This window comes from Arthrobacter sp. SW1 (assembly GCF_001766675.1).
Lineage (GTDB): Bacteria > Actinomycetota > Actinomycetes > Actinomycetales > Micrococcaceae > Arthrobacter.
This window is the reverse complement of record NZ_MJLT01000005.1, coordinates 26,608-52,330: the sequence shown is the minus strand read 5'-3', so window position 1 is coordinate 52,330 and position 25,723 is coordinate 26,608. Positions and strand designations below refer to the sequence as shown.

At 68.1% G+C, this 25,723-nt stretch carries 27 protein-coding genes; 16 read left to right on the top strand and 11 right to left on the bottom strand.

The window, feature by feature from the left end; translation table 11 throughout:
* Window positions 1-22 precede the first annotated feature (22 nt).
* Window positions 23-2,656 (top strand): AMP-binding protein, encoded by a 2,634-nt coding sequence (locus BIU82_RS05215; RefSeq protein WP_070348413.1) that lies wholly within the window; start codon window positions 23-25, stop codon window positions 2,654-2,656.
* Here BIU82_RS05215 and BIU82_RS19830 read toward each other — a convergent pair.
* Window positions 2,648-2,794: a hypothetical protein gene (locus BIU82_RS19830; RefSeq protein ID WP_171906501.1), complete on the bottom strand. Its 147-nt coding sequence runs from the start codon at window positions 2,792-2,794 to the stop codon at window positions 2,648-2,650. The two genes, BIU82_RS05215 and BIU82_RS19830, sit on opposite strands and share 9 nt — an antisense overlap.
* Here BIU82_RS19830 and BIU82_RS05210 point away from each other — a divergent pair.
* From BIU82_RS05210 to BIU82_RS05200, 3 genes are read left to right on the top strand one after another with little or no spacing between them, the layout of a single operon-like run.
* Window positions 2,793-3,257 carry a hypothetical protein gene (locus BIU82_RS05210; RefSeq protein ID WP_139146513.1) on the top strand — a complete coding sequence of 155 codons (465 nt, stop codon included), beginning with the start codon at window positions 2,793-2,795 and terminating at the stop codon, window positions 3,255-3,257. The genes BIU82_RS19830 and BIU82_RS05210 overlap by 2 nt on opposite strands.
* A 40-nt stretch (window positions 3,258-3,297) precedes the next feature.
* Window positions 3,298-4,440, top strand: coding sequence for a glycerate kinase (locus BIU82_RS05205; protein ID WP_070348411.1), 1,143 nt, complete (start codon window positions 3,298-3,300; stop codon window positions 4,438-4,440).
* A 5-nt stretch (window positions 4,441-4,445) separates the two neighbouring features.
* Window positions 4,446-5,300, top strand: coding sequence for an HAD family hydrolase (locus tag BIU82_RS05200; RefSeq protein WP_216098994.1), 855 nt, complete (start codon window positions 4,446-4,448; stop codon window positions 5,298-5,300).
* Here BIU82_RS05200 and BIU82_RS05195 read toward each other — a convergent pair.
* Window positions 5,287-6,387 carry a VanZ family protein gene (locus tag BIU82_RS05195; protein ID WP_070348410.1) on the bottom strand — a complete coding sequence of 367 codons (1,101 nt, stop codon included), beginning with the start codon at window positions 6,385-6,387 and terminating at the stop codon, window positions 5,287-5,289. The two genes, BIU82_RS05200 and BIU82_RS05195, sit on opposite strands and share 14 nt — an antisense overlap.
* A 131-nt stretch (window positions 6,388-6,518) precedes the next feature.
* On the opposite strand from BIU82_RS05195, the gene BIU82_RS05190 reads away from it, so the two are divergent.
* Window positions 6,519-7,010, top strand: coding sequence for a DUF2975 domain-containing protein (locus BIU82_RS05190; protein WP_070348409.1), 492 nt, complete (start codon window positions 6,519-6,521; stop codon window positions 7,008-7,010).
* Window positions 7,011-7,277, top strand: a complete 267-nt coding sequence (locus BIU82_RS05185) for a helix-turn-helix transcriptional regulator (RefSeq protein WP_070348408.1) — start codon at window positions 7,011-7,013, stop codon at window positions 7,275-7,277.
* 123 nt (window positions 7,278-7,400) lie between these two features.
* Here the strand turns inward: BIU82_RS05185 and BIU82_RS05180 are convergent, their stop codons facing one another.
* Complete coding sequence (locus BIU82_RS05180; RefSeq protein ID WP_070348407.1) at window positions 7,401-8,897, bottom strand: HNH endonuclease signature motif containing protein; 1,497 nt, start codon at window positions 8,895-8,897, stop codon at window positions 7,401-7,403.
* A 192-nt stretch (window positions 8,898-9,089) separates the two neighbouring features.
* Here BIU82_RS05180 and BIU82_RS05175 point away from each other — a divergent pair, with 192 nt between their 5' ends.
* Together BIU82_RS05175 and BIU82_RS05170 are read left to right on the top strand one after the other, a co-directional pair.
* Window positions 9,090-10,007, top strand: coding sequence for an SDR family oxidoreductase (locus tag BIU82_RS05175; RefSeq protein ID WP_070348466.1), 918 nt, complete (start codon window positions 9,090-9,092; stop codon window positions 10,005-10,007).
* Window positions 10,008-10,065: 58 nt separating this feature from the next.
* On the top strand, window positions 10,066-10,578 hold the full coding sequence (locus tag BIU82_RS05170; protein WP_070348406.1) for a hypothetical protein: 513 nt from the start codon (window positions 10,066-10,068) through the stop codon (window positions 10,576-10,578).
* Between the two features lie 97 nt (window positions 10,579-10,675).
* Here BIU82_RS05170 and BIU82_RS05165 read toward each other — a convergent pair whose 3' ends face one another.
* Both BIU82_RS05165 and BIU82_RS05160 read right to left on the bottom strand, forming a co-directional pair.
* Window positions 10,676-12,028 carry a solute carrier family 23 protein gene (locus BIU82_RS05165; protein WP_070348405.1) on the bottom strand — a complete coding sequence of 451 codons (1,353 nt, stop codon included), beginning with the start codon at window positions 12,026-12,028 and terminating at the stop codon, window positions 10,676-10,678.
* A gap of 62 nt (window positions 12,029-12,090) precedes the next feature.
* Complete coding sequence (locus tag BIU82_RS05160; protein WP_070348404.1) at window positions 12,091-13,038, bottom strand: NAD(P)/FAD-dependent oxidoreductase; 948 nt, start codon at window positions 13,036-13,038, stop codon at window positions 12,091-12,093.
* Between the two features lie 77 nt (window positions 13,039-13,115).
* Here BIU82_RS05160 and BIU82_RS05155 point away from each other — a divergent pair, with 77 nt between their 5' ends.
* The 3 genes from BIU82_RS05155 (at window position 13,116) to BIU82_RS05145 (ending at window position 15,093) form a co-directional block, all read left to right on the top strand.
* A complete protein-coding gene (locus BIU82_RS05155) occupies window positions 13,116-13,706 on the top strand; it encodes an XRE family transcriptional regulator (RefSeq protein WP_070348403.1) in 591 nt (196 codons plus the stop codon).
* 154 nt (window positions 13,707-13,860) lie between these two features.
* Window positions 13,861-14,466, top strand: a complete 606-nt coding sequence (locus tag BIU82_RS05150; protein ID WP_070348402.1) for a malonic semialdehyde reductase — start codon at window positions 13,861-13,863, stop codon at window positions 14,464-14,466.
* A 108-nt stretch (window positions 14,467-14,574) separates the two neighbouring features.
* Entirely contained in the window at window positions 14,575-15,093 is a 519-nt protein-coding gene (locus BIU82_RS05145) for a 2'-5' RNA ligase family protein (RefSeq protein WP_070348401.1), read from the top strand.
* Here BIU82_RS05145 and pgm read toward each other — a convergent pair.
* Window positions 15,090-16,751, bottom strand: coding sequence for a phosphoglucomutase (alpha-D-glucose-1,6-bisphosphate-dependent) (pgm, locus tag BIU82_RS05140; protein WP_070348400.1), 1,662 nt, complete (start codon window positions 16,749-16,751; stop codon window positions 15,090-15,092). The genes BIU82_RS05145 and pgm overlap by 4 nt on opposite strands.
* A gap of 171 nt (window positions 16,752-16,922) precedes the next feature.
* On the opposite strand from pgm, the gene BIU82_RS05135 reads away from it, so the two are divergent.
* Window positions 16,923-17,459 carry a DUF4190 domain-containing protein gene (locus tag BIU82_RS05135; RefSeq protein ID WP_070348399.1) on the top strand — a complete coding sequence of 179 codons (537 nt, stop codon included), beginning with the start codon at window positions 16,923-16,925 and terminating at the stop codon, window positions 17,457-17,459.
* Window positions 17,460-17,541: 82 nt separating this feature from the next.
* Here the strand turns inward: BIU82_RS05135 and BIU82_RS05130 are convergent, their stop codons facing one another.
* The 4 genes from BIU82_RS05130 to BIU82_RS05115 form a co-directional block, all read right to left on the bottom strand.
* A complete protein-coding gene (locus tag BIU82_RS05130; protein WP_070348398.1) occupies window positions 17,542-19,011 on the bottom strand; it encodes an oligopeptide:H+ symporter in 1,470 nt (489 codons plus the stop codon).
* Between the two features lie 94 nt (window positions 19,012-19,105).
* On the bottom strand, window positions 19,106-20,530 hold the full coding sequence (locus tag BIU82_RS05125) for an amidase (RefSeq protein ID WP_070348397.1): 1,425 nt from the start codon (window positions 20,528-20,530) through the stop codon (window positions 19,106-19,108).
* Window positions 20,523-21,251, bottom strand: a complete 729-nt coding sequence (locus BIU82_RS05120; protein ID WP_070348396.1) for a peptidase E — start codon at window positions 21,249-21,251, stop codon at window positions 20,523-20,525. Before BIU82_RS05120 ends, BIU82_RS05125 begins: the two co-directional genes overlap by 8 nt.
* 65 nt (window positions 21,252-21,316) lie before the next feature.
* Window positions 21,317-21,565 carry a winged helix-turn-helix domain-containing protein gene (locus BIU82_RS05115; protein WP_070348395.1) on the bottom strand — a complete coding sequence of 83 codons (249 nt, stop codon included), beginning with the start codon at window positions 21,563-21,565 and terminating at the stop codon, window positions 21,317-21,319.
* Window positions 21,566-21,716: 151 nt separating this feature from the next.
* Between BIU82_RS05115 and BIU82_RS05110 the strand changes: the two genes are divergently transcribed.
* From BIU82_RS05110 to BIU82_RS05100, 3 genes are all read left to right on the top strand, one after another.
* Window positions 21,717-22,043, top strand: a complete 327-nt coding sequence (locus BIU82_RS05110; RefSeq protein WP_070348394.1) for a rhodanese-like domain-containing protein — start codon at window positions 21,717-21,719, stop codon at window positions 22,041-22,043.
* A gap of 34 nt (window positions 22,044-22,077) precedes the next feature.
* Window positions 22,078-23,028, top strand: a complete 951-nt coding sequence (pheA, locus tag BIU82_RS05105; RefSeq protein ID WP_070348393.1) for a prephenate dehydratase — start codon at window positions 22,078-22,080, stop codon at window positions 23,026-23,028.
* Window positions 23,029-23,093: 65 nt separating this feature from the next.
* Window positions 23,094-23,303, top strand: coding sequence for a hypothetical protein (locus BIU82_RS05100; RefSeq protein ID WP_070348392.1), 210 nt, complete (start codon window positions 23,094-23,096; stop codon window positions 23,301-23,303).
* A gap of 6 nt (window positions 23,304-23,309) precedes the next feature.
* On the opposite strand, the gene BIU82_RS05095 is transcribed toward BIU82_RS05100, so the two are convergent.
* Window positions 23,310-24,359 (bottom strand): diacylglycerol kinase family protein, encoded by a 1,050-nt coding sequence (locus BIU82_RS05095; RefSeq protein WP_070348391.1) that lies wholly within the window; start codon window positions 24,357-24,359, stop codon window positions 23,310-23,312.
* A gap of 75 nt (window positions 24,360-24,434) precedes the next feature.
* Between BIU82_RS05095 and serS the strand changes: the two genes are divergently transcribed.
* Entirely contained in the window at window positions 24,435-25,715 is a 1,281-nt protein-coding gene (gene serS, locus BIU82_RS05090; RefSeq protein WP_070348390.1) for a serine--tRNA ligase, read from the top strand.
* Window positions 25,716-25,723 lie beyond the last annotated feature (8 nt).

Here is a 25,723-nt window from a genome sequence, read left to right as displayed (position 1 = left end):
CCTTACCTATAAAATTGGCCGGGTGACCATCCCCCTTGATCTCGCGCGGATCCCCTTTGTCGCAGGCCTGGCCCGCTTCGGCAACCGCGCCGCCGTCATCGACGGTGACACCGCCATCAGCTATGCGGAACTCGCAGGCCGCGTTGCCGCCGTCGCGGACCGTCTCGGCACCACCCGCCGCCTCGTGGCGCTCGCGGCCGCGAACGACGTCGACTCCCTGGTCGGCTACCTCGCCGCGCTCTCCGGCGGCCATCCGCTGATGGTGGTCCCGGCGGACAAACCCGCCGCCCTGGAGTCGCTGCTTGCGGCCTACGATCCCGACGTCGTCATCCGTCCTGGTTCGGGCGCCGCCGCCGGAAGTGGCCCCGCGATTGAGGAGCGCCGCCCCGGCAGCCGCCACGAACTGCACCCCGAGCTCGCCCTCCTGATGAGCACTTCCGGCTCCACCGGATCGCCCAAGCTGGTACGGCTCTCGCAGGAAAACGTCCAGGCCAACGCCGAATCGATCGCCGCGTACCTGGGGATCAGTGCGGATGACCGCGCCGCCACCACGCTGCCGATGTCCTACTGCTACGGCCTGTCGGTCATCAACAGCTACCTGCTCCGCGGTGCCGCGCTGGTGCTCACGGAGCTGTCCGTGGTGGACCCCTGTTTCTGGGAGCTGATGCGCCGGCACCGCGTGAGCTCGTTCGCCGCGGTTCCCTATACCTTCGAGCTCCTCGAGAGGGTGGGCTTCGAATCCATGGACCTGCCCGCGCTGCGCTACATCACGCAGGCCGGCGGGCGGCTCGCGCCGGAGAAGGTGCGCCACTACGCGGAACTCGGCCGGCGCCGCGGCTGGGAGCTGTTCGTCATGTACGGCCAGACCGAAGCCACCGCCCGCATGGCGTACCTGCCGCCCGCGCTCGCGGCGGAGAACCCGTCGAGCATCGGTGTTCCCGTGCCGGGCGGCTCGTTCCGGATCGAGGCGGTGGACGGGCTGGAAGACGGCGAACTGGTTTACACGGGCCCCAACGTCATGCTCGGGTATGCGCAGGACCCCGCGGACCTGGCCCTCGGCCGGACCATCACGGAACTCCGCACCGGCGACCTCGCCCGCCGCCAGGACAACGGCCTGTACCGGGTGGTCGGCCGGCGCAGCCGCTTCGTGAAGATCGTGGGCCTGCGGATCGACCTCGGCCAGGTGGAAACCATGCTCGGCGAACTCGGGGTCACCGCTGCCGCGGCGGGATCGGACGAAAAGCTCGTGGTCGCCGTCGAAGGCGAACACGACACCACGCTCCTGGCCAAGATCGTCACGCAGGGCCTCGGCCTGCCGCGCGCCGCGCTCCAGATGCGCGTCGTCCCCGCGATCCCGCGCTTCGCCACCGGGAAGACGGATTACCCGGCGGTCCTCGCGCTGGGGGCCGTTTCTCCGGACGGCACGCACGACGCCGGCGCGGACGACGGCGGCCGGGTCGCCGGCGTCGGAGGACCCGCCGTCGGGGGTTCTTCCGCCCGCGCGATCTTCGCCGATGCGCTGGAACGCGACGACATCGCGGACGGCGACACTTTCGTCAGCCTGGGCGGCGACTCGTTGTCCTACGTGGCGGCGTCCATCCGGCTGGAGAAGGCGCTCGGCTACCTGCCGCCGGACTGGCACATCACCCCGGTACGGGACCTGGTACCGCGGAAGGCTCCGGCCACGCCGCGACGGTTCGCCCCGGCCAAGCGGCTCGGCAAGCGCCTGTTCGCACCGCTGGAGAGCGGAATCCTGCTGCGCGCAGTGGGGATCATCCTGATCGCGTCCACGCATATCGGGCTGTTCCACTGGGAGGGTGCGGCGCACATCCTGATGGCCGTGGCCGGGTACAACTTCGCGCGCTTCCAGCTGAGCGGGCGCGGGTTCGCACGGTTCAAGAGGCAGCTGCACAGCCTGGGCCGGCTGGTGATTCCGGCGGTGGCGTTCATCGGCGTGGCGTTCCTGCTGACGGACGACTACACCGTGGCGAACATCTTCCTGCTCAACTCGATCGTCGGCCCGGAAGAAGTGACCACCCAATGGCACTTCTGGTTCATCGAGGTGCTCGTGTACATGCTCGCCGTGCTGGCCGTGCTGCTCGCGGTTCCCGGGGTCGGCAAGCTGGAGCGGCGGTTCCCGTTCGCGTTCCCGCTGGCGATCGCCGGGCTGGCGCTGATCAGCCGCTACGACATCGTGGACCCGCAGATTCCGCACCCCATGCCCACGTTCTGGCTGTTCATGTTCGGCTGGCTGGTGGCGCGGGCCAAGACGCTGCCGAAGCGCCTGTTCATGTCCGCGCTGGTGGTGTTGACCGTTCCGGGCTACTTCTTCGGCGACCAGTTCCGTGAAAATACGGTGATCGCAGGAGTGCTCATGCTGATCTGGCTGCCCACGCTCCTGGTGCCCGTGGTGTTGCGCCGCCCGCTCGGCCTGCTGGCCAGTGCTTCGCTGTACATCTACCTGACGCACTGGCTGGTCTTCCCTCTGTTTGCCGGGACCAGCCCCTTGCTTGCGTTGCTGGCCTCACTGGCGGCGGGCGTGGCGTACTGGGCCGTGTCCATGCAGTTCCTGGGCCTGGTGGAACGCTGGCTGGGCAGGCGGCGTGCCGCGGTCCGTGCTGCGGCTGTCCTGGAACCCGTCCCGGTCCTAAACTGAGGCAACTGTTCGTTTGTGCGGATGTTCTTGGGGGAATAAGTGAAACAACGCAGGATCAAGCACGTCCTCAAACGGGCCATGTCCCGGCAGCGGCACGTCATTGTCGAACGCCGCCTCAAAGGCACCGATGGAATCCATGGGTACGTCATCGCCGTCGGGAAATCCTGGCTGCTGCTGGCCACCACCATGGAGGGCGGCTACCTGGACGGCTGCACTGCGCACCACGGACGTCAGGAAGGTCCGCAAGGACAGGCATTTCGCGGCCCGGCTGCTGGAGGCGATCGGCCAGGAGGTTCCCCTCGGGGTTGCGGACGAGATCGATCTCTCCGGCCCCGGCACGATCATCCGCGACGCCGCCAAGCGGGACACGCTGGTTTCGGTTTTTACTGAGCAGAAGTGGCCGGATGAGTGTTACATCGGCTCCCCGGAGGTCGACGCGGAACGCGTCTGGCTCCAACGGATCGATCCCCAGGCGCATTGGGATGGCCACCGCGAAGGCTGGAAGCTCAGGAAACTCACCCGCATCGATTTCGGCGGCGCGTACCTGACGGCGCTGCTCGCGGTCGGGGGCCCGGTGCCGCCGCCGTCATCCTCCGCGTAACGCTGCTTATCCTGTCGGTCCCGGATGGCAGGATGGGCGCATGCGCATTCTGATCGCCCCGGACAAGTTCAAAGGCTCCCTGACCGCCACCGAGGCCGCCGCCGCCATCGCCGAGGGGGCGCTTCGCGTCTACCCGGACGCCGTCGTTACCCGTTTCCCCATCGCCGACGGTGGCGAGGGAACCCTTGAGGCCGCCGTCGCCGCCGGCTACGAGGAACGGATCACCGCGGTCACCGGTCCCATCCTCAAGCCGGTGGGCGCGGCCTGGGCCATCCGTGAAAACTCCTTCGGTGGCGCCACGGCCGTCATCGAGACCGCCCAGGCATCCGGCCTGGCCAGCATGGAGCCGACGCCGGAAAACTCCCTCCGTGCCCACAGTTACGGCTGCGGGCAGCTCATCGCAGCGGCCCTCGACGCCGGTGCCACCGAGATCGTGCTCGGCCTGGGCGGCTCGGCCATGACCGACGGCGGCAGCGGCGCCCTGCGCGCGCTCGGCCTGAAGCCGCTCGACGCCGCGGGCAACATCGTCCCGCTCGGCGGTGGTTCGCTCGCTGACGTCGTCGCCCTCGACGTCTCCGCGCTGGATCCGCGGCTGGCGAAGACCCGCTTCCGGATCGCCGTCGACGTCCGTAATCCGCTGTACGGCGGCGACGGTGCCGCGCACGTTTTCGGTCCGCAGAAGGGCGCCGACGCCGACGCCGTGGAACTGCTCGACGCCGGCCTGCGCAACTGGGCATCCGTGCTGCGGGAAGCGACCGGGCGGGACGTGAACGTCCCCGGCGCAGGCGCGGCCGGCGGCTTCCCGGCGTCGTTCCTGGCCTTCACGGAGGCGCAGCTGGAAGGCGGCTTCGAGCTGGTTGCCGGGCTCACCGGCCTGGAATCCGAGCTGACCACCGCGGACCTCGTCATTACGGGCGAAGGTTCCCTCGACTCCCAGTCCCTCAGCGGCAAGGGGCCCATCGGACTTGCCGACGCCGCCAAGGAACGCGGCATTCCCGTGCTCATGGTGGCCGGGCGGATCGCCGTCACGCCCGAGGACCTCGCCGAACACGGCGTTGAGGCGGCCGCCCAGCTGCTGGATATCGCGCAAAAGCACGACGGCGAACCGGACGTCGCGGACGCCGTCGCCAACGCTGCCAAATACCTTGCGTGGGCCACGAGCCAGTTGCTGGAAGGGGCGTAAGGAACGTGGGCGCCGGGGTGCCGGAGGGCGCGGTCCGCGCGGTTTTCCTCGATGTGGATGGAACCTACGCCGATTACGGGGTGGTGCCGGAAGGCCATGTGCGTGCGGTCCAGGCCGCCCGGGCCGCCGGCCACAAGGTGTTCCTGTGCACGGGCCGCCCTGTGTCGATGCTCCCGAATGCCATCCGCGGAGCCGGCTTTGACGGGCTCGTGGCCAGCGCCGGCGCCTATGCGGAGGTGGACGGCGAGGTGCTGCTCGATCTGCGCTTCCCCGGGGACCTCGCTGTCCGGACCGTCGCTGCCCTCGACGCCCATGACGCCGTGTACGTGTTGGAAGCACAGGAAGCCCTCCATGCTCCGCCTTCCGCCCGGGAGCGCCTGTGCGCCATCATCGAGGAGCACTTCAGCCAACGGGCCGACGGCCGCGATGCCGGATCGTCCGCGATTCTCGGCGCCCTGAACTACTCCGCGGACCTCGCGAAGGTGCCGTTCTCCAAGGTCTCGGTGTTCGACGCCGCAGCACCCATGCGGCAGCTGGTCGACGAGATCGGCGAGGGGATCGCGGTCGTCGAGAACTCCATCGCGGACGAAGGCCGCCACACCGGCGAGCTGTACCAGCGCGGCATCAGCAAGGCCGACGGCGTCGCCGCGGTGATTGCGCACCTAGGCATGCCGCGCGAGCACACCATCGCAGTCGGCGACGGCGAGAACGACCTCGAGATGCTCGCGTTCGCCGGGGTCGCGGTCGCCATTGAGGGCGCTTCGCCCGAGCTGCTGGCACTGGCCGACCGCACGGCGGCACCGCCCGCGAAAGAGGGCCTGGTGGCGGTGTTCGAGGAACTCGGGCTCACAGGACACTAGGCACGTCCGCCGTCGTCCGCGCATCCACCATGCGTGCGCCGCTCAGCAGTCCGGACAAGCCGCGCTTCCCGCTGAGCGGCACGGCCACGAAGGCCGCCAGCAGCACCATCGACGCCAGCAGATCCAGCGCCGGTAGCGGCAGTACGGCCGCGAGGAACGCCAGCACGGTGTACAGGCCGCCGGTGCTGCTCGCCCGGAGGAGGCGGCGGGGCTTGCCCGCCCATGCCGGCTTCAGCCAGACGGCGCGCTGGCCGAGGGAAGCGCCGCTGCCGGAGAAGGCCGGCAGGTAGAACACGAGGATGCCCGGAACCACTACCGCTAACACCTGGGAGAACGGGTCCTCCGTAGCGGGGAGTTCGGCGCCCAGCGCGAGCAAGGCGGTCCGGTACAGCACCACCAGGACGAAGCCGATGATCGACAACGCCGCGTAGTCGATCACCATGCCGAGCCAGCGCCGCAGGACGGTGACCGGCCGGGCCTGCCTGCGTGCGGCGAAAAGCTCCTTCCGCTGCGGCATGAACCAGAGGACGTAGGGCGCGATGACCGCGCCGATCAGGGCGCCCAGGGTGTTGGTGATGAGGTCGTCCATGTCGCCCACGCGGTAGGCGCAATCGTAGAGTCCCCACAAGCCGGTGTGCTGGGTGGTTTCGATCGCCAGCGAAGCCAGCGCGCCGGACAGGACCGACGCCGGGACGCCCCATGAGAGGTACCGCCGCGTGATCACGCCCCACGGGATGAACAGGATGACGTTGAAGGCCACCTGCAGGGTGGCGCGGCTGGCCAAGGTGCCGGCGACGCCGAGGCCCGCCGTTTCGCGCTGGATGTCAGCGATGAAGTTGAACGGGATCCACTGGAAGGTGCTGCCGCCGGGCGGGCAGCGGAGCGTTTCGGGATCGGGCAGCGGTAGCAGGGTGTAGGCAACCAGGGCTACGCCGTACACGCTCAGGCCGGCTGCGCCCAGGAACCGGAGCCAGGTGAAGCGGCCGTACATGCGGTACTGGATGGCGACGATCGGGATCATGAAGGCCGCGAACAGCGCCGCTCCGCCGATGATTCCCACGTATGCCGGCCACACCCAGTCACCCACGATTTACCCCCAAGTTCCGTTCCCGAGTCCCCGTCCCAAAACAGGGCCAGCCTATCGCTTTGCGTCGTCCAGGCTTTTGGATCTATCGTTTTTCGATAGAATAGTGTTGTCGTTCGATAAAGGAGGCTCCCGTGGGGAAACTGACGACGCTGGCATTGCGGATCGTGATCGCGATGGTCCTGGCCGGTTCGGTGTTCGTCCAGGTCTGGATGGTGCCGTTGTTTTCGGCGGACCTGGAAGAGGCCGGCGCCCCGGACGGTCCGCGGATTGCGCTTCTTGTGGTGGTGGTCCTCGGGATCGTGTGTGCCCAGGTTTCCGCGGTGTGCGTTTGGCGCCTGCTCACCATGGTGCGCCGCGGAACGGTGTTCTCCCATGGCGCCTTCCGCTACGTGGACATCATCTTCGGCGCCATTGCGGCGGCTGCTGTCCTTGTGTTCGGGATCGCCGTGATCCTTGCGCCCGGCGAAATCGCACCCGGCATCATCCTGCTGATCTGCGGGGCCGCGGTGATGATCGCCGGTGTCGCGCTGATCGTGCTGGTGCTTCGCGCCCTGTTGGCGCAGGCCGTTGACCGCGACGCCGAAGCCCGGAAGCTTCGCAGCGAGCTCGACGAGGTGATCTAAGTGCCCATCATCGTGGACATCGACGTCATGCTCGCCAAACGCAAGATGCCCGTGGGGGTGCTCGCGGAGCGCATCGGCATCACGCCCGCCAACCTGGCGGTGCTGAAGAACGGCCGCGCCAAGGCCGTGCGCTTCACCACCCTCGAAGCCATTTGCGAGGCACTCGACTGCCAGCCCGGCGAGCTGCTGCGCTGGGAACCGGATGGTTCGGGCTCCTTGTTGTCGGATGCCGATGCGGACACGAACGACGACGGCGGCGGGAAGTAGAGCGCGGCAGTGTGAGGTAACGCCCGCCCCGGCTCCGGTTCGGAGTGAGTGTGCGGTCGAAACAGATCGGTCCGAAATTTTGGACCGTGGCCCCTGGCTCCGGGGTCAGCCCTTGGTTCCGGGTTAGAAGGGCGGCGGCTGAGGTTCTTCCGGCGGTTTGGCGGCTTCTGGATACCTGGCCGGAACCGTGTTCGCGGCGGGTGTTGGCGGACTGTCCGTGTAGATCCGGCCGGTGGGGCTGGTCCATTCGAGGGTTCCGTTTCCGCTTTGTCGGGTGGTCCAGCGGCTCTGGTGCTTCAGCACGTGGTGGCGTCGGCAGAGGCCTGCGAGGTTTCCGGCTTCGGTGGCGCCGCCGAGCGCGGCATCGTGGGTGTGGTCGAGGTCGAGTTCGCGTGCGGGGATGCCGCAGCCAGGGAAACGGCAGCGTGAGTCCCGGGCTGTCAGCAGGCGCTTGAGGTCTTCACCCGGCCGGTATCTGTCCACGGCAAGCACGGCGCCGCTGATCGGATCAGTCAGCACCCGGTTCCAGGCTGTTGCCGCGCCGGCCAGGGCGCGGGCGGTGTCCGGGTCGATCGGGTGCCGGCCGTTCAACTCGGCCGCGGCCCGGGACAGGCGCCCAGGTTTGGAGCCGGACTTGGGGGCTGGGGTCTGCGCCGTCGGGCTGGCCGCGCCGGGCCCGTTGACGTCGGATTCGCCAAGGCCCGTCTCAGTATCCGGCCCATCGTCGCCGACCAAGGTCAGCACCGGGACGGTGATATCCACCCGGGCGCTGATCGCGGCCAGGAGCCCGTCCGGGGTGTCGTGGCCGGCTGGTGCACCGCGCAGCAACATGTCTGCGAACAAGTCGGCACGCAGCTGGTCCATGGATCGGGGTTCGCCGGTGCTTGTGCCGGCGGCGGTTGCATCCACACCGGCGGCCTGGCCTCCTCCAGCGGCGCCCAGTTCCGTGTGCTTCTTGGCCATCTGGGTCAGCCGGTCATGGATGCCGTACGCCACAGCCGCAGGCAGGGTCGCGGCCAGCTCGGCCATGCCATCAGGCAGGGGATGCACCCGCACGCACCGCCCGGCCGCCGCCCGCTCATGCCGGACCGTCAACGGCTCTGCCTGGGCTTTCTCCGCTTCCCGGGCCGCGAGGCGCCGCACCCGGTTCGGAGCTTGCCGCTCAGCACAGTCCACCACCACGGCCTCATACCGGGAACGGGCGTCGTCATCGAACAAACCGGCCCCGGCCTCCTGGATCGCCCGCACATGGGCCAGGCTGATCCGCCCCTCCGACAACGCCCGGTACGCCAAGGGGAACCGCACTGCCAGCTCCACCGCCTGGCCCATCTGCCGCTGCACGGTCCGGTCACTCATCCGCGTCGCCGCGGCAATCTCGGCCGCCACCGCCCGCTCCGCCACCTCCCGCCCAGGTGCCCGCCACCCCGAACCCGGGCCGGCGCCGTCGTCCGCCATCGCTTCGGCCAACTGCGAAGCCATCACCAACAAGCCCTCACGCAGCGCGTGCAAACGAGCCTGCACCCGCTCCAGAGATTCCAGCGAGGACACGACGTCAGCGAGCGCGTCGAAAGGAAGAGTCCGCTTCCCCGCCGCCTGCTCCAACACCGTGCTGTTCTCCATGAACCAATCCAAACAGCAGGCACCGACAATTTAGCCTCGCCCGAAAACCGCCCCGAAAACCCCGTAAGAAAACAAACTGCTAAGTTTGCTGATTATTTTCCCGGAAACCATGGACTCGCGTTTCGGACGCCGATAGCGTCAAAGGTGGAACTCCCGCACAACGCACAAACCAAGCAGAAAAGCAGGTGGACCATGAGCGAATCACAGCAGCAGACGCCCGCAGATGCCCTCAACGCACCCCCGCAGGATCCGCGCGGCGGCTACCATTCTGGGCCGTTCCCCAAGCAGGAACAGGAACAGCCGGGCCTCACCGGCAAAACCGAACCGACGCCGGACCACGGCGAACGCAGCTACCAGGGCCACGGCCGGCTGGACGGCAAGGCGGCACTGATCACCGGCGGCGACTCCGGTATCGGCAGGGCGGTGGCGATCGCCTTCGCACGGGAGGGGGCCGACGTCGCGATTTCCTACCTCCCGGAAGAAGAAGCGGATGCGAAGGCGACGGCGGATCTCATCCAGGAGGCCGCCAAGCGTTCGCTGCTGCTCGCCGGAGACGGGCGCGAGGAGGAATTCAGCAGCGGGATTGTCGAAAAAACCGTGGAAGAGTTCGGCAGGCTCGATGTCCTGGTCCTGAACGCCGCGTACCAGAAGAACCGCGACAGCCTCGATTCCACGCCCACGGACGAGTTCGACCGCGTCTTCAAAACCAACCTCTACAGCCTGATCTGGACCGCGCAGGCCGCCATCCCGCACATGGGGCCCGGGGCGTCGATCATCACCACGGCATCCATCCAGGCCTTCAACCCCTCGCCGGGGCTCTTCGACTACGCCATGACCAAGGCGGCGCAGGTGGCGTTCACCAAGGCGCTCGCGCAGGAGCTCGGGCCCAAGGGCATCCGCGTGAACGCCGTGGCGCCCGGGCCCATCTGGACTCCGCTGATCCCGGCCACCGAATGGCCCGATCACCTGCCCAAGTTCGGCCAGGACACGCCGCTCGGCCGTGCCGGCCAGCCCGCCGAGCTGGCCGCGGCGTACGTGCTGCTCGCGTCCAACGAGGGTTCGTACATCTCGGGTGCGGTACTGCCCGTCACCGGCGGCAAGGGACTGTAACGAGGCAAGGCGCTGTAGCCAAGAGGGACTGTAAGCGCAACTAACAGAGGAGGAAACCATGGATCAGGATCGCAGGAATCCGGAGGAAGAAGCGGGCGGCTACGGAACGCCCACGGCGGAGCAGGAGACCGCGGGGGAGCAGTTCGCGCAGCCGCGCCCCGAGCAGGCCATCGATGAGGCCGGGCTTGAGGAGGAACGCGGCGAAGGCGGCGGCTACCCGGGCGGTGCCCCGGATTTGAGCCATCTTGGGGACGAGGACGCGGACAGTGCGGGCGAGCCAGGCGCCGGGCGGATGGGCGGCACCGAGGACCAGGCCAAGGCCGAGCAGGACAGCGCCGAACCGGATGTCGCGCTGCCCTCTGCGGAAGCCCCGATGGACGAAGGAAACACCGACGTGTTGGACCGCCCGGACGTTGCGGGCCCGGCCGAGGAAACGGTGGAGCCGGGCGAAACAGTGCCGGGCGAAACAGCACCTGGAGAAGGGGCGCCCGACGGCGGCGGGACCGGACTGCCGGACGAGCAGTCGCCGCGTGATGACGAGGAAGAAGGCGAAAGGTTCGACGCCGGATAGCGGCTTGGGCGCCGCCGCTTGAGCGGGTGCCGCATCTGCAGACAACGCGCAGACAGCAGGGGCCGGGGTCCGATCAGGACCCCGGCCCCCGTCTGCCTTACTTCTTCTTGGGGTGCCGCTTCGCCGCCGCGTTCATGGCGGACTTAACAACGGGCGGCAATCCCGCTGTCTCGGTCTCCGGCTCGGCGGCTGTGCCGCGCCAGCGGGCCAGGCCGGTCATGCCGTGGTAGATCACCAGGGCCGCGGCGGAACCCAGTGCGATGCCGGTGAACTTCAACTCGCCGAGGGTCCACGTGTAGTCGGCGATACCGATGATCAAGGCGACGGCCGCCGTCGTGAGGTTGACCGGGTTGGAGAAGTTCACCTTGTTCTGCACCCAGATCTTCACGCCCAGGATGCCGATCATGCCGTACAGCATGGTGGCCGCGCCGCCCAGCACACCGGCCGGAACGGTGGCAATCAGTTCGCCGAACTTCGGCGAGAAGCTCAGCAGGATCGCGAACACGCCCGCCACCCAGTAGGCCGCCGTCGAGTACACCTTGGTGGCGGCCATGACGCCGATGTTCTCCGCATAGGTGGTGGTCCCGGAACCGCCGCCGAAGCCGGCCAGGACGGTGGCGGCGCCGTCGGCGATCAGCGCGCGGCCGGAGACGTCGTCCAGGTTGCGGCCGGTCATGGTGGCCACGGACTTCACGTGCCCCACGTTCTCGGCCACGAGCACCAGCACCACCGGCACGAACAGGCCCACCACGCCCAGGTGGAATTCCGGCGTCTGGAAGTGCGGCAGCCCGATCCACGCCGCGGCGTCCATCTTCTCGTACGAGACTTCGCCTCGCGCCATCGCCACGAGGTACCCGACCACCACGCCCACCAGGATGCTCAGGCGGCCCAGAATCCCGCGGAACAGCACGCTCACCAGGATGATCGTCACCAGGGTGACCAGAGCCGTGATGGGGGCTTTGTCGAAGTTCGCCTTCGCGGCGGGCGCCAGGTTCAGGCCGATCAGCGCCACGATGGCGCCCGTGACGATCGGCGGCATGGTCCGGTTGATCCATTCCGCGCCGAACTTGTTCACCACCGCGCCGATCAGCGCCAGGACGACGCCGGCCAGCACCACTCCGCCCAGCGCGCCGGCCACGCCGTACTGCTGCTGGGACGCCATGATGGGCGCGATGAATGCGAAGCTGGAGCCGAGGTAGCTGGGCACCCGGCCCTGCGTGATCACCAGGAACAGCAGGGTGCCGATGCCGGAGAACAGCAGGGTGGTGGCCGGTGGCATGCCCGTGATGATGGGCACCAGGAAGGTGGCGCCGAACATCGCCACCACGTGCTGCATGCCGACGCCGATGGTCAGCGGCCAGGCCAGCCGTTCCTCGGGCGCAACCACGTGGCCGGGGCGGATGGTCTTGCCGTTGCCGTGGAGCTTCCAGTTGATTCCGAGCATGCTCATGGCAGGGGCCTTCCTCAGGAGATTGCGGGGGTTCGCTGAAACTTTACCCCTGAAATGCCCGCTCAGTACCCCAGCTTGAAGCTGTGCAGGGCCTCCTTGATGTCCTCTTCCACGAGGTCGGCGTTGATGGTTGCCGCTGCCATGGAACCTTCGCTGGCTGCGGTAATCACCTGTGCGCGCGGATTGGCCAGGTTCCCCGCGACATACACGCCCCGCACGCTCGTCTGGCCGCCGGCATCCGTGGCGACCCATCCGGCGTCGTCCATTCCACAGCCCAGGCCGCTCAGCAGCCCGTTGTTCGGCACGAAGCGCGGCGGCACAAAGAGGGCGCCGCGAGGAACCACGCGGCCATCGGCCATTTCCACACCGGACAGGTGCCCGTCCTCGCTCAGTACGCGCTGCACGGTTCCTTCCACCGTCCCGATCGCCCGCGCCGTCAGCTCGGCCTCCTGCTGGACCGTCAGTAAGCCTTCGGGCACGAAGAGCACCACGTCCTTGGCCCACTGGCGGATCAGTTGGACGTAGCGTACGGAATCCGGGGTGCTGCCGATGACGCCGAGCGGCCGGTCCCGCACCTCGTAGCCATGGCAGTACGGACAGTGCAGCACGTCCTTGCCCCACAGCTCGGCCAGGCCCTCGATCTCCGGAAGCTCATCCCGCAGCCCGGTGGCCACCAGCACGCGCCGCGCGGAGATCCTGCGCCCGCCGGCGTCGCCTGGTGTATCTGCCAGCAGTACCCAGAACCCCGTGCCGCCGTCCGGCACCAATTCGCGTACGACGCCGTCAATCACCTCGCCGCCGTAACCCGCCACTTCCTCGCGGCCGAGAGCCAGGAACCCGCCGGGCGGCATCCCGTCCCGCGAGAGGAAGCCGTGCATATGCGCCGCGGGCGCATTCCGCGGCGCCCCGGCATCCACCACCAGGACCCTCCGCCCCGCACGGGACAAGACCAAGGCCGCCGAGAGTCCGGCTGCGCCGCCACCAATAACCACTACGTCGTATTCGCTCATGCCACCAAGGCTGGCCCGCCATCGCGGAAGCGGCAACAAACGTTGCTGATTCCGGGAATTGCGGATTGGATGGTTGCGTGGAAAACGAACCGGAAGAAATCACGGCAGCCCTCAACCAAGTGGGCGCCCGGCTCAAGCGGCTCCGCACGCAGCGCGACATCACGCTCACGGCGCTCGCCGAAGCCACTGGAATCTCGAAAAGCACGCTGTCCCGCTTGGAGACCGGCCAGCGCAAGCCCAGCCTGGAGCTGTTGCTGCCGCTGGCGCAGGCGTACCGGGTACCGCTCGATGACCTGGTCGGTGCGCCGGAGGTGGGCGACCCGCGCATCACCCTCAAACCCCGGCAGGCGAACGGACGCACGGTCATCCCGCTGACCAGGCAGCCGGGCGGGCTGCAAAGCTGGAAGATTGTCATCCCGCCGTCGAGCGCTGACCCGGATCCGCGGGTCCACGAAGGCTACGAATGGATGTACGTGCTCTCAGGCAAGCTGCGGCTCGTCCTCGGTGAACACGATCTGGTTCTCGGCCCCGGGGAGGTGGCCGAATTCGATACCCGGGTGCCGCACTGGTTCGGCAGCGCCGGGAAGGAGCCGGTTGAAGTGCTGAGCGTGTTCGGCGAGCAGGGCGAACGGATGCACGTCCGGGCGAAATCGGGGCCGAAGCGCTGAGGACGCCTGGCCGGCAGCCGGCCAGGTGTGCCAAAGGTCACGCGGCGTTAAGGGAATCGCGCACAAACAGTTGAAGTTGCAACCATGGAAAGCAACAGCGCCCGGCCAGCAGCCAAACAAGCCGAAAGCCACGGGCCCAGCGAAAGGTACGCGAATGACTATCGCCCACGAAGAAGCAGTGATTGACGCCGCCGCAGTCGACGCCATCTTTGCCGAAGCCCGCACCGCCAACTCCTTTGCCGGTGAAGTCACCGAAGAGCAGGCCCGCGCCATCTACGAACTGACCAAGTTCGGCCCCACCGCCTTCAACTCCCAGCCGCTGCGCGTCACCTACGTCCGCTCGGACGAGGCCCGCGCCAAGCTGGTGGATTCCCTCATGCAGGGCAACAAGGCCAAGACCGCTTCCGCCCCGCTGGTCGCCATCCTCAGCTACGACACCGCCTGGCACGAGCAGTGGGACAACTTCCTCCCCGGCTACAACGCCCCCAAGGCCATGTACGACGCCAATGCCGAGTTCACCGCCGCCACTGGCAACAACAACGCCCATCTGCAGGCCGGCTACTTCATCCTGGCCGTCCGCTCCCTGGGCTTCGCCGCGGGCCCGATGACCGGCGCCGACTTCGCCGCGATCGACCGCGACTTCTTCCCGGCCGGCGACCAGAAGAGCTTCCTGGTGGTCAACATCGGCCAGCCCGGCCCGGACGCCTTCGGTGAGCCGAAGCCGAAGTTCTCCTACGACGACGTCGTCCGCACGGTCTAAGCACAACAGGACTCAGTGCAGCCAGGCCCGGTGCGCGCCCGCAGCGCAGCACCGGGCCTGCGTGTTTAAGGACTGCGAGTTCAAAGCCGCCGGTGGCACACTGTCCCTATGTGGAAGCTGGTGATGGTGGTGTTCACCGAGGAGGTGGCGGAGGGGCTCGTCTTTCCCCGCGACGACTGGCCGCTGCACATCACCCTGCTCCGCTTCGACCTTGAGTCACCCCCGGAGGCGCCGTCCGACGTCGTCCATCACCTGGCGGAGCGCGCCGCGGCTCCCGTCAAGGGCGCCCTGGGCGCGGAACTCACCGTGGGCGCCGACGAGCGCTTCGGGCGGCAGGGTTCCATTCCGGTCAGCCTGGTGGAGCACCACCCGCTGTTGCAGGGCCTCCATGAGGAACTGTTCGACGCCGTCGCGGAGCTGGGCGGGAACGTCGCCACCCCGCATCACACCCTGGCCGGCTACCGCCCGCATATCTCGCACCATAACGGCCGCAGGCCGCACGAGGGCGACGCCGTCCTGCTGGACCGCGTCGCCCTCGTTGACATGGCTCCCGGCGGAAACCATACGATCCGCCGGGTGCTGAAACTGTGGCGCCTTCCTTCCGAGGGGCGCCCGGAGGAGCTTTAGGCGATGACCCCGTCCACCAGCTTCTTGGCCTCGTCCTGGACCTGCTTCAGGTGCTCGGCGCCCTTGAAGGATTCGGCGTAGATCTTGTAGACGTCCTCGGTGCCGGAGGGGCGGGCCGCGAACCAGGCGTTCTCCGTGACCACCTTCAAGCCGCCGATCGACGCGCCGTTGCCGGGAGCTTCGGTGAGCTTGGCCGTGATTTCCTCGCCGGCCAGCGTGGTGGCGGTGACGTCAGCGGCGGAGAGCTTGCCGAGCTTGGCCTTCTGCTCACGTGTAGCAGCGGCGTCGATGCGCGCATACACCGGCGAGCCGAACTGGTCAGTGAGGCCCTTGTACAGCTGGGACGGAGAGCTTCCGGTCACGGCGGTGATCTCCGAGGCCAGCAGCGCCAGCAGGATGCCGTCCTTGTCCGTGGTCCACACGCTGCCGTCCTTCTTATTGAAGGACGCGCCCGCGGATTCCTCGCCGCCGAACGCACCCTCGCCGGAGAGCAGGCCCGGCACGAACCACTTGAAGCCCACGGGGACCTCCACGAGCTTGCGGCCCAGTCCGCCGGCCACACGGTCGATGATCGAGGAGGACACCAGGGTCTTGCCCACCACCGACGCCGGGTTCCAGCCGCTGCGGTTGCGGTACAGGTAGTCGATCGCGACGGCGAGGTAGTGGTTCGGGTTCATCAGCCCGCCGTCGGGGGTGACGATGCCGTGGCGGTCGGCGTCGGCGTCGTTGCCGGTGGCGACGTCATACGCGGCCCCGCCCGCACCGCCGTCGGACATCCGCTGGATGAGCGATGCCATGGCCGACGGCGAGGAGCAGTCCATACGGATCTTCTCGTCCCAGTCGAGGGTCATGAAGGCCCACTGCGGGTCCACGGTGGGGTTCACCACGGTGAGGTCCAGCTGGTGGCGCTCGCCGATCTCGCCCCAGTAGTCCACGGAGGCGCCGCCCATGGGGTCGGCGCCGATGCGTACGCCGGCGCGGCGGATGGCGTCCAGGTCCAGCACGGAGGGGAGATCGTCCACGTAGCTGCTAAGGAAATCGAACTTCCCGGTGGTTTCGGCCTTCAGGGCGTCGTTGAGCGGCATGCGCTTCACGCCGCGGAGCCCGTCCTCCAGCAGTTCGTTGGCGCGCTTGGCGATCCAGCCGGTGGCGTCGGTGTCTGCCGGGCCGCCGTGCGGCGGGTTGTACTTGAAGCCGCCGTCCGCGGGCGGGTTGTGGCTGGGGGTGACCACGATGCCGTCGGCCCGCGGGGTGCCCGGGGCGGCTTCGCGGTTGTACTTCAGGATGGCGTGGCTCAGGGCCGGCGTGGGCGTGTAGCCGTGGCGGGCATCGATCAGCACGTTGACGCCGTTCGCGGCGAGGACCTCCAGCGCCGAGTTCTGCGCCGGCTCGCTCAGCCCGTGGGTGTCCTTGGCCAGGAACAGCGGGCCCGTGATGCCCTGCCCGGCGCGATACTCCACGATCGCCTGCGTGATGGCGAGGATGTGGCCCTCATTGAACGACGCCTTCAGGCTCGAGCCGCGGTGGCCGGACGTACCGAACGCCACGCGCTGTGAAGGATCGCCCAGATCCGGCTTGACGTCGTAATACGCGTCAAGGAGGGCAGTGAGGTCTACAAGGTCCTGGGGAAGGGCAACTGTGCCCGCACGGCTAGCCATTGCCCCAGCATGCCAGACCGTTTCATGGCGTTGAAGTGTTGTGACCGCGAAACGGCCCCTGTGACGCCGGATACCCGCCAAGGCCCCGAAGGTTTCACCGTCCGTTTACCGGGCGGGTTCCCGGCAGGCGGCGGTAGGCTGGGCAAAACAGGACTTTTCAAGGGGAAAACCATGAGCGACCAGCCAGCCAAACCGGACGAAACACCACGGAACGACACTCCCTCGGCCTCCGGCCCGCAGGGTTTTGAGCCGCCCGCTTACGAGCCGCCGTCCTTCGCGCCGCCGGCTCCGCCCGCGCCGGAATACGGCCAGCCGCAGGCTCCCGCTTACGGCCAGGACGGCTACCAGCAGCAGCCCTACGCGCAGCAACCGTACGGCCAGCAGCCCTACCCCCAGCAGCCTTATGGACAACAGCCGGCGAACCCCTACGGACAGCCCGCCTACTATGGCGTCCCCGCCGAGCCCAAGGGCCTGAGCATCGCGGCCATGGTGTGCGGCATTGTCGGCGTGATCTCGGGCGGCATGTTCGTGCTGCCGCAGATCGCAGCCGTGATCCTGGGCCACATGGGCATGAAGAAGGAACCCGCGGGCCGCGGCTTCGCCCTGACCGGCCTCATCACGGGCTACCTGGGCGTCCTCTTCGGCGTGCTGTGGCTGGTGTTCCTGCTGATCGGCCTCGCCGTGCTCGGTGACGCGAGCAGGTACTGATTAACGACGACGGCGGCAGGCACCCGGGCGGGAATCCCCGCCACGGTGCCTGCCGCCGTCGTGGTTTAAGCGGCTGAAGTAATCAGCGCACGCCGGCCATCAGCTTCCGGATGGCCGGAGCGCCTGCGGCAAGTGCCACGGCAAGGATGACCGCGGCGCCGCCCACGCCGATGAAGTAGGGCAGCTCGTTCTCCGGGTTGTACAGGCCCGCCAGGATGCCGGCAAGGGTGGTACCCAGGGAGACGGACAGGAAGAACAGCGCCACCATCTGCGTGTGGAAGGCCTGCGGGGCGAGCTTGGTGCTCACGGACAGGCCGATGGGGGAGAGGAAAAGTTCCGCCAGGGTGAACAGGAACAGGATTCCCACGAGCGCCAGCAGCGGGGTCTTGCCCTCACCGGCCAGCGGGATGAAGGCCAGGAACGCCAGGCCCATCACGAAGAGGCCCGCGGCGAACTTCATGGGCGAGCTCGGCTGCTTGTGGCCCAGCTTGGTCCACAGCGCGGCCATCACGCCGGCGAAGATGATGATGAACACCGGGTTGATCGACTGCACCCAGGCGGCCGGCATTTCCCAGCCGAACAGGCTACGGTCCAGCTTCTCCTCCGAGTACACGGCAATGAAGGTGAACTGCTGCTGGAACAGGGCCCAGAATGCGGCGGAGGCTACGTAGAGCGGGATGAAGGCGAGTACGCGGCTGCGTTCGGTGGAGGTGACCTTGGGGCTGCGGAAGATCAGCAGGAAGTAGATCACCGAGGCGCCGATCGCGGCGTAGGCCATGGAGCGGGCCAGGTTGCCCGCGTTCACCACGCCGGTCAGGAGCAGGACCATGATCACCAGGATGATGCCCAGGAAGATCAGTCCGTAGCGGCCGCGCTGGGCGGCGGGCAGCGGGTTCGGCACGTGGTGTGCCTCCTGCGGCAGCTTGCTGCGGTTGATCGCGTAGATGCCCAGGCCGATCGCCATGCCGATTGCGGCGGCGCCGAAGCCCCAGTGGAATCCGTGGCTTTCCTGCAGGAAGCCGGTTACCAGCGGGCCCACGAGGCCGCCGATGTTGACGCCCATGTAGAAGATGGAGAAGCCGGCATCGCGGCGGTCGTCCTTTTCGTCGTAGAGCGTGCCCACCAGCGCGGTGGCGTTGGCCTTGAGGCCGCCGGAGCCGATGGCCACGAGCACCAGGCCGGCGATCAGGCCGGGGATGCCGGGCAGCAGGGCGAGAGCCACGTGGCCGGCCATGATGAGGATGGCGGAGCCGAAGAGGACGCGTTCGGAGCCGAAGATGCGGTCAGCCAGCCAGGCGCCCAGGATCGTGGACAGGTACACGCCGCCGCCGTAGGCGCCAACCAGGCCCGCGGCAAGAGTCTGGTCGATGGCCAGGCCGCCCTGCTCGGCGGTGAAGTACATGTAGTAGAGGAGGATTCCCTGCATTCCGTAGAAGGAGAAACGCTCCCACATTTCCACGGAAAACAGGCTGGCCAGCATCTTTGGGTGGCCGAAAAAAGAGGTGTCGCCCGGGGTTTTGGCCGGGGACACCGTCGTTTGCGATGTGCTCATTTACACCATGCTGGCACTTAACGGTAGTCAATGTCACATCGCGGACACCCCGGCGCGGGCGCTTTGAGCTGCTATGGGACGGCGAAAAGATGATTTATAGCGGCTGGATTTCCGTCCCGCGCAGTCGCTCGAACTGCGCCGCGAGCTGCAGCAAGAGCAGCTCCGACCCCGCCTGCCCGATCAGCTGGATCCCCGTCGGCAGGCCGCCCTCCACGGGCGGCAGGGGAATGCTCACCGCGGGAAGCCCGCACACGTTCACCATCGAAGACCATGGCGCGAATTCGCACTGCCTGCGGTAGTCCTCGTCGGGATCCGCTTCCCAGCGGTTGCCGGAGCCGCTGAACCAGCCTAGGGGCCGCGCCGTCTGCGCCAGCGCCGGAGTCAGGATGACGTCCCACTGCGCGTACTGCGCGACGGTGTCCTGGCTGAACTGCCGCAGGAACCCCACGGCCTCGGCCACCTTCCGCGGGCTTCGCTGCTGCGCCCGCTTCCGGAACGTCCGGGTGAGCGGGGTCAGGAGCGCTTCCCGCTGCGGCAGGATCCGGGCGCTCCCGACGCCGGCGGTCCAGGCCGTGGTGAAGGCGTCCGGGTAGCGGTTGTCGTAGCGGATGTCAGCCCCGCCCACGGTGTGGCCGGCTTCTTCAAGCAGCGCGATGCCGCGGTTGAGGGAATCGAGCACCTCCGGTTCGGTTTCGAAGGGGAAGACGCCGCTCCACGGGCTGTCCAGGCTCACTCCGATCCGCAGCCGCGGCGGTGCCTTTCCTGCACCGGCGAGGTAGCCGCCGTCGGGCCGTGATTCGGGTGGCACCAGTGCGTCCAGCATGAGTGCGGCGTCCGCGGCGTTCCGGGCCAACGGCCCGGCCACCACCAGCCGTGCGGCGTCCCCCGGGCTTTCACCGGCCGGCACCAGACCACGGCCCGGCTTCAGGCCGAGGATCCCGCAGGCCGCCGCCGGAATGCGGATGGACCCGCCGCCGTCGCTGCCCGGTGCGAACGGCAGGAACCCGGCGGCCACCGCCGCCGCGCTCCCGCCGGAGGAGCCGCCGGAGCTGCGTCCCGGTGAGTGCGGATTGCGCGACGGCGGCGCGATCCGGTTCTCGCTGTACGCCGTCAGGCCGAATTCGGGAACCTGCGTTTTGCCCAGCGATATTGCCCCCGCACTCTTGAGTGCGGAGGCCAGGGCACCGTCCGCGGGGGCCGGCTTATGGTCCAATGCCGCGCTGCCATGCGTGGTCACCACGCCGGCCACATCCGTCAGGTCCTTGAACCCCAGCGGCATCCCATGCAGCGGCGGCAGCTCCGCCATCCGGCCCTCCCGCCGCAGCCGGGCGTGCAGCGCGTCCGCAGCCCCGGCGTCGAGCAGGGCCTGTTCAGCCGTGACAGTGACGAAGGCGCCCAGCACATGGTTGCGGGCGGCGATCCGGGACAGGAAACAGGTGGCCGTATCCCGGGCCGACAACTCGCCGGCAGCCAGGGCGTCCCGCAGGGACACGGCGCTGAGCAGGTGCATCTCAGCCAAGGAAGCGCGGCTCCAAACGTTCTTCCACCGCGGTTCCGCCCGCGACGGTGACCCGGTACGCCGCCCGCTCCCGGACTTCGGCCACCACTTCCACCAGTTCCGTGCCGCGGTACACCAGGCCCACGCCGTCGTCGGTGCAGTGCGTCTCGCCCAGCACGCCGCCGGACACCAGCTCGTGGATCAGCGGCCGGCGGCCGGGTTCGGAGTCGAAATGGACGCCGTTGGCGTAGGGGAGCAGGCCCAGGCCGTTGGTGACGGGCCGCAGTTCGGGTCCGAAAGAGTCGGTGGCGCCGCCCTGGAACCAGCAGATGGACCCGGCCGAAACGCCGGCCAGGACCACCCCGGCAGCCCACACTCTCCGGAGGACCTCGTCCAGCCCATGGGCGCGCCACACTGCCAGCAGGTTCACCACGGACCCGCCGTGCACCCACACCACGTCCTGCTCCATCAGGTACGCCTCGGGGTCCGCCTGGCTGGGCATGGTGAAAAGGTTCAGGTGGCTGAGGTCGAATCCGGCGATCCGGGCGGCCTGGTCCATCTCCGCGGCGAACCAGCGCTGGTCCCCGGACGCCGTGCCGAGATGCGCGATCCGCGGCGCCCGGCCGCTCACCCCGGAAAGCTCGACGGCGTAATGCACCAGGGCGTCGAACTCCAGCCGGGTGCGCTGCCCCGACTTGTAGCCGCCGGAGGTGGCCAGGATGGTCGGTTCTCCGGCGGGCATGGGCGGGCCTCCTCGCGTTGGTTTGCTGGCGTGTTCCTGCCGCCCACCCTAACGCCGCGCGGTGTTCAGTGTGTAGCAGTGTTCAGCGAGTAGTAGGGCGTGCGGCGCTGCCGGGCCTCCAGGGGGATGTTTGAGCGCACGATCGTGAATACTTCGAGTTTCTTCAAGTGGTACTGGGTGCTGTCGCGCGAGATTCCCAGGCCGTTGCTGATCGTTGCCACCCGGCTGGCCCCATGGCGTTCCAGGTAGGCGAGGATCCGGTGCTGGACAGGGTGGGACGGCTGCTGCGTGCCGGAGGTGTTCGGCAGGTTCACGCTTTCTCCTCTGGGGTAGAGACTCTTGCAGGAGCCAGTACACCCCGCTGTTGTTGCACGCGTGTTTCCGCCAGGGGTCCTGGTATTTCACGGCGGCAGGGCGCTGCCTCCGCGCCGTAAGCTGGGAAGGAGCCAACGAGGAGTAAACACCATGAGCGATTTCGAAACAGTTCCGGCCAGCGAGGTCCCGGAAGGCGCCAGCATCCTGGATGTCCGCGAGGAATACGAGTGGGCCGCCGGCCACGTTGCCGGAGCGCGGCACATTCCGTTGGACCAGCTGCCCGAGCGCCTGGATGAACTCGACGCCGACGAGGACCTCTTCATCATCTGCCGCACCGGGGGCCGCTCGATGCGGGCCGCCCAGTGGCTGGTGGGCCAGGGCTACACCGCCACCAATGTCGCCGGCGGCATGGACATGTGGTTCGAAGCCGGGCGTCCGATTGTTTCGGACAACGGCCTGAAGCCCGTGGTCCTCTAGCCTTCCCCAAGATATAGCTGTTAAGGAATATTCAATGCCGGCATCCGCCCTGCGCTACACCTTCCTGGGCCCGGAGGGCACCTTCACCGAGGCCGCCCTGCTGCAGGTTCCCGGCGCTGCCGAGGCCATCCGGATCCCGTGCTCCAGCGTCAACACCGCGTTGGAGCGCGTACGGCAGGGCGAGGCGGATGCCGCCATGGTGCCGATCGAGAACTCCGTGGAAGGCGGCGTGACGGCCACGCTCGACGCCATCGCCACCGGTGCCGAGCTGCGGATCATCAGGGAAGCCCTGGTCCCCATTACCTTCGTGCTCGTGGCGCGGCCGGGCGTCCGCATCGAGGACATCCGCCGCATCTCCACCCACGGCCATGCCTGGGCGCAGTGCCGGCTCTGGGTCGAGGAAAACATTCCCAGTGCAGAATACGTTCCGGGATCCTCGACGGCGGCCGCCGCCGTCGGGCTCCTCGACGACGAGCCGCACTACGACGCTGCGATCTGCGCGCCGCTCGTGGCCGCCGAGCGCCCGGGGTTGGACATCCTGGCGGAGAACATCGGCGACAATCCCGGAGCGGTGACCCGCTTCGTGCTCGTCAGCCGGCCGGGCCCGCTCACGCCCCGCACCGGCGCGGACAAGACCACCGTGGTGGTGCCGCTTCCCGAGGACCGGCCCGGCGCACTGATGGAAATCCTGGACCAGTTCGCCTCCCGCGGAGTGAACCTCAGCCGCATCGAGTCCCGCCCCACCGGCCAGTACCTGGGCCACTACTTCTTCAGCATCGACGCCGACGGCCACGCCGAGGATGCCCGCGTGGCCGATGCCCTCGCCGGCCTCCACCGGATCAGCCCGGCAACCCGCTTCCTCGGCTCCTACGCGAGGGCCGACGAAGCCAGGACGCCGGTTGCCCCGCACACCTCGGATGCTGCCTTCACCGCCGCCCATGCCTGGGTGAACGGCATCCTGGAGGGTGCCCCTACCGCCGGGTAAAAACAGTGCGTATGCTTACTTGATCCAGAGCGGATGGACCATGCCTCGGATGGAGGAAGCGGGCCATGACAGATAAAAACATCGATACCGGCGGCCAGGGAATGATCGTCAATCCCAAGCCGACAACGGAAAACCAGGACTGGGACGGAGACGACGCCGACCGCGCCGACCGCCTGCGCTTCGAAGAGGAGCAGGCCATGATCCGGGAGCAGTCCGAGGCCCGCGCCGCCGCAAAGGCCGCAGCCGAAGCGAACGAGGAAAAGGACGCGAGCTAAGCGTCGTTATCGGACCCGCACCAGCAATGACCGCGCGTCCACCTGGACGGTGACTTCCGTCGCCTCGCCGGCGGGGTCGCCGTCGAGTTGTGTGGCCATCGGTTCGCTGCTGCGGATCACCACCTTGCCTGAACGGTAGAAGTTCATCACCGGCAGGTTCCTGTTGTGCTTGAAGAGCACCTTGGCGTACATCGCCAGCCAGCCGATGGCGCTGCGCGGGCTCATGACCACCACGTCCAGCATGCCGTCGTCGATCATCGCCTCCGGGATGAAGTCGATGCCGCCCGGGATCAGCCCGCAATTGGCGAAGAGCACGCTGCGGATCTTGCGTGCCTGTTCCGGTTCGCCGTCCAGCGAGATGCTGACGCGCTTCCGCCGGCCGGGCAGGTGCCGCACCCCTGCCTCGGTGTAGGCCAGCCAGCCCACCGCCTTCTTGAGCTCCGCGTTGGTGTCGCCCACTACCTCGGCGTCCAGGCCCATGCCCGCGATCACCAGGAAAACGTGCTCGGATGATTCGCCGGTGCGGCTGTTGGCGATGGCCATCCGTGCGGTATCGATGTAGCGCTGGTGGCCGAACAGGGCAGTGTGGATGCTGCCGCGGAGGTCGTTGACGTCCAGCTCGATGTTGCGGGCCAGGAGGTTGCCGGTGCCCAGCGGAACCAGGCCCATGGCCGTATCGGTTCCCGCGAGGGCCTCGGCCACGACGCGCACGGTACCGTCGCCGCCGCCCGCGAGGACGACGTCGGCTCCCCAGTCCAGGGCCGCGCGCGATTGCGCATGGCCGGGATCCTCCGCCGTCGTATCGAAGAAGACGGGTTCGTCCCAGCCGGCCAGCTGGCAGGCCTCCCGGATCTCACGGCGGGCCTCTTCCGAGCGGGCTTTCACGGGATTCAGGATCACCGCCACTTTTTGTTCCCCGGGCAGCGGCTTGTGCGAGTCGCCGCGGACGGCGCTCCGGCTGTGCTTGGCTTTGAGGCGGCGCACGCCCCACCAGCTGGAGACAAGAAAGACCACCATGCCCCCAGCGAGAACCGCGTAAAGGATCCAGTCGCTCATGGTCCTCCAAGATTATCCCGGCGCACCGCGCTTCCCGGACCGCGGAGGGCCCGTGCGATTCGATACCCTTGTCAGGTGATCGACGTAAAAGACCTCAGCGAAAACCCGGACAAGTTCCGTGCCAGCCAGCGCGCCCGCGGTGCCGACGAGTCCCTGGTGGATGCGATCATCTCCGCCGACGCCGAACGCCGCGCCGCGCTGATCCACTTTGAGACCCTCCGCGCAGAGCAGAACGCCTTCGGCAAGAAGGTGGCCCAAGCCAAGGGCGAAGAGAAGCAGGCCCTGCTGGCCGAGGTCAAGGAACTGGCCAACTCCGTCAAGGCAGCCTCCGCTGATGCCGACGCCGCGCAGGCCAAGCACGACGAACTGCTGCGCATCATCCCCAACCTCGTGATCGACGGCGTTCCCGAAGGCGGCGAGGATGACTACGTGGTGGTCAAGACTGTCGGCACGCCCCGCGAATTCACCGACTTCGAGCCGAAGGACCACCTGGAAATCGGCGAACTGATCGGCGCGATCGACATGGAACGCGGCGCCAAGGTGTCCGGCGCGCGCTTCTACTTCCTGCGCGGCGTGGGTGCCCGCCTGGAGATGGCGCTGCTGCAGATGGCCATGGACCAGGCCATCGAGGCCGGCTTCATCCCCATGATCACGCCCACCCTGGTGCGTCCGGAGACCATGCAGGGCACCGGTTTCGACGTGAAGCACGACGCCGAGATCTACCGCCTCGCCGAAGACGACCTTTACCTTGTGGGCACCTCGGAGGTGGCCCTGGCCGGGTACCACGCCGACGAGATCCTGGACCTGTCCGCAGGCCCCATCCGCTACGCCGGCCAGAGCTCCTGCTACCGCCGCGAAGCCGGCTCGCACGGCAAGGACACCCGCGGCATCATCCGCGTCCACCAGTTCAACAAGGTGGAAATGTTCATCTACACCACGGTGGAAGAGGCCGAGGCCGAGCACGCACGCCTGCTCGCCTGGGAAGAGGAAATGCTGGCCAAGTGCGAGCTGCCCTACCGGGTGATCGACACCGCCGCCGGTGACCTGGGCATGTCCGCGGCCCGCAAGTTTGACTGCGAAGCCTGGGTTCCCACGCAGCAGGCCTACCGCGAGCTCACCTCCACCTCGAACTGCACCACCTTCCAGGCCCGCCGCCTCAACGTCCGCGAACGCGCCTTCGCCGAGGACGGTACCCCGAAGGGCACCCGCTCCGTGGCCACGCTGAACGGCACCCTGGCCACCACCCGCTGGATCGTGGCCATCCTGGAACACCACCAGAACCCGGACGGTTCGGTCAACGTTCCCAAGGCGCTCCAGAAGTACCTGGGCGGCCTCGAGGTGCTCCCGGTCCTGTAGGTTACTCC

Coding starts and splice junctions, on each gene's coding strand:
- BIU82_RS05160 (WP_070348404.1), bottom strand. CDS start 13,038: ATGAGCGAATACGACGTAGTGGTTATTGGTGGCGGCGCAGCCGGACTC.
- BIU82_RS05210 (WP_139146513.1), top strand. CDS start 2,793: ATGGGTACGTCATCGCCGTCGGGAAATCCTGGCTGCTGCTGGCCACCA.
- BIU82_RS05170 (WP_070348406.1), top strand. CDS start 10,066: ATGGATCAGGATCGCAGGAATCCGGAGGAAGAAGCGGGCGGCTACGGA.
- BIU82_RS05150 (WP_070348402.1), top strand. CDS start 13,861: ATGACTATCGCCCACGAAGAAGCAGTGATTGACGCCGCCGCAGTCGAC.
- BIU82_RS05180 (WP_070348407.1), bottom strand. CDS start 8,897: ATGGAGAACAGCACGGTGTTGGAGCAGGCGGCGGGGAAGCGGACTCTT.
- BIU82_RS05110 (WP_070348394.1), top strand. CDS start 21,717: ATGAGCGATTTCGAAACAGTTCCGGCCAGCGAGGTCCCGGAAGGCGCC.
- BIU82_RS05145 (WP_070348401.1), top strand. CDS start 14,575: ATGTGGAAGCTGGTGATGGTGGTGTTCACCGAGGAGGTGGCGGAGGGG.
- BIU82_RS05095 (WP_070348391.1), bottom strand. CDS start 24,359: ATGAGCGACTGGATCCTTTACGCGGTTCTCGCTGGGGGCATGGTGGTC.
- BIU82_RS05120 (WP_070348396.1), bottom strand. CDS start 21,251: ATGCCCGCCGGAGAACCGACCATCCTGGCCACCTCCGGCGGCTACAAG.
- BIU82_RS05205 (WP_070348411.1), top strand. CDS start 3,298: ATGCGCATTCTGATCGCCCCGGACAAGTTCAAAGGCTCCCTGACCGCC.
- BIU82_RS05135 (WP_070348399.1), top strand. CDS start 16,923: ATGAGCGACCAGCCAGCCAAACCGGACGAAACACCACGGAACGACACT.
- BIU82_RS05165 (WP_070348405.1), bottom strand. CDS start 12,028: ATGAGCATGCTCGGAATCAACTGGAAGCTCCACGGCAACGGCAAGACC.
- BIU82_RS05130 (WP_070348398.1), bottom strand. CDS start 19,011: ATGAGCACATCGCAAACGACGGTGTCCCCGGCCAAAACCCCGGGCGAC.
- BIU82_RS05175 (WP_070348466.1), top strand. CDS start 9,090: ATGAGCGAATCACAGCAGCAGACGCCCGCAGATGCCCTCAACGCACCC.
- BIU82_RS05100 (WP_070348392.1), top strand. CDS start 23,094: ATGACAGATAAAAACATCGATACCGGCGGCCAGGGAATGATCGTCAAT.
- pheA (WP_070348393.1), top strand. CDS start 22,078: ATGCCGGCATCCGCCCTGCGCTACACCTTCCTGGGCCCGGAGGGCACC.
- BIU82_RS19830 (WP_171906501.1), bottom strand. CDS start 2,794: ATGGATTCCATCGGTGCCTTTGAGGCGGCGTTCGACAATGACGTGCCG.
- pgm (WP_070348400.1), bottom strand. CDS start 16,751: ATGGCTAGCCGTGCGGGCACAGTTGCCCTTCCCCAGGACCTTGTAGAC.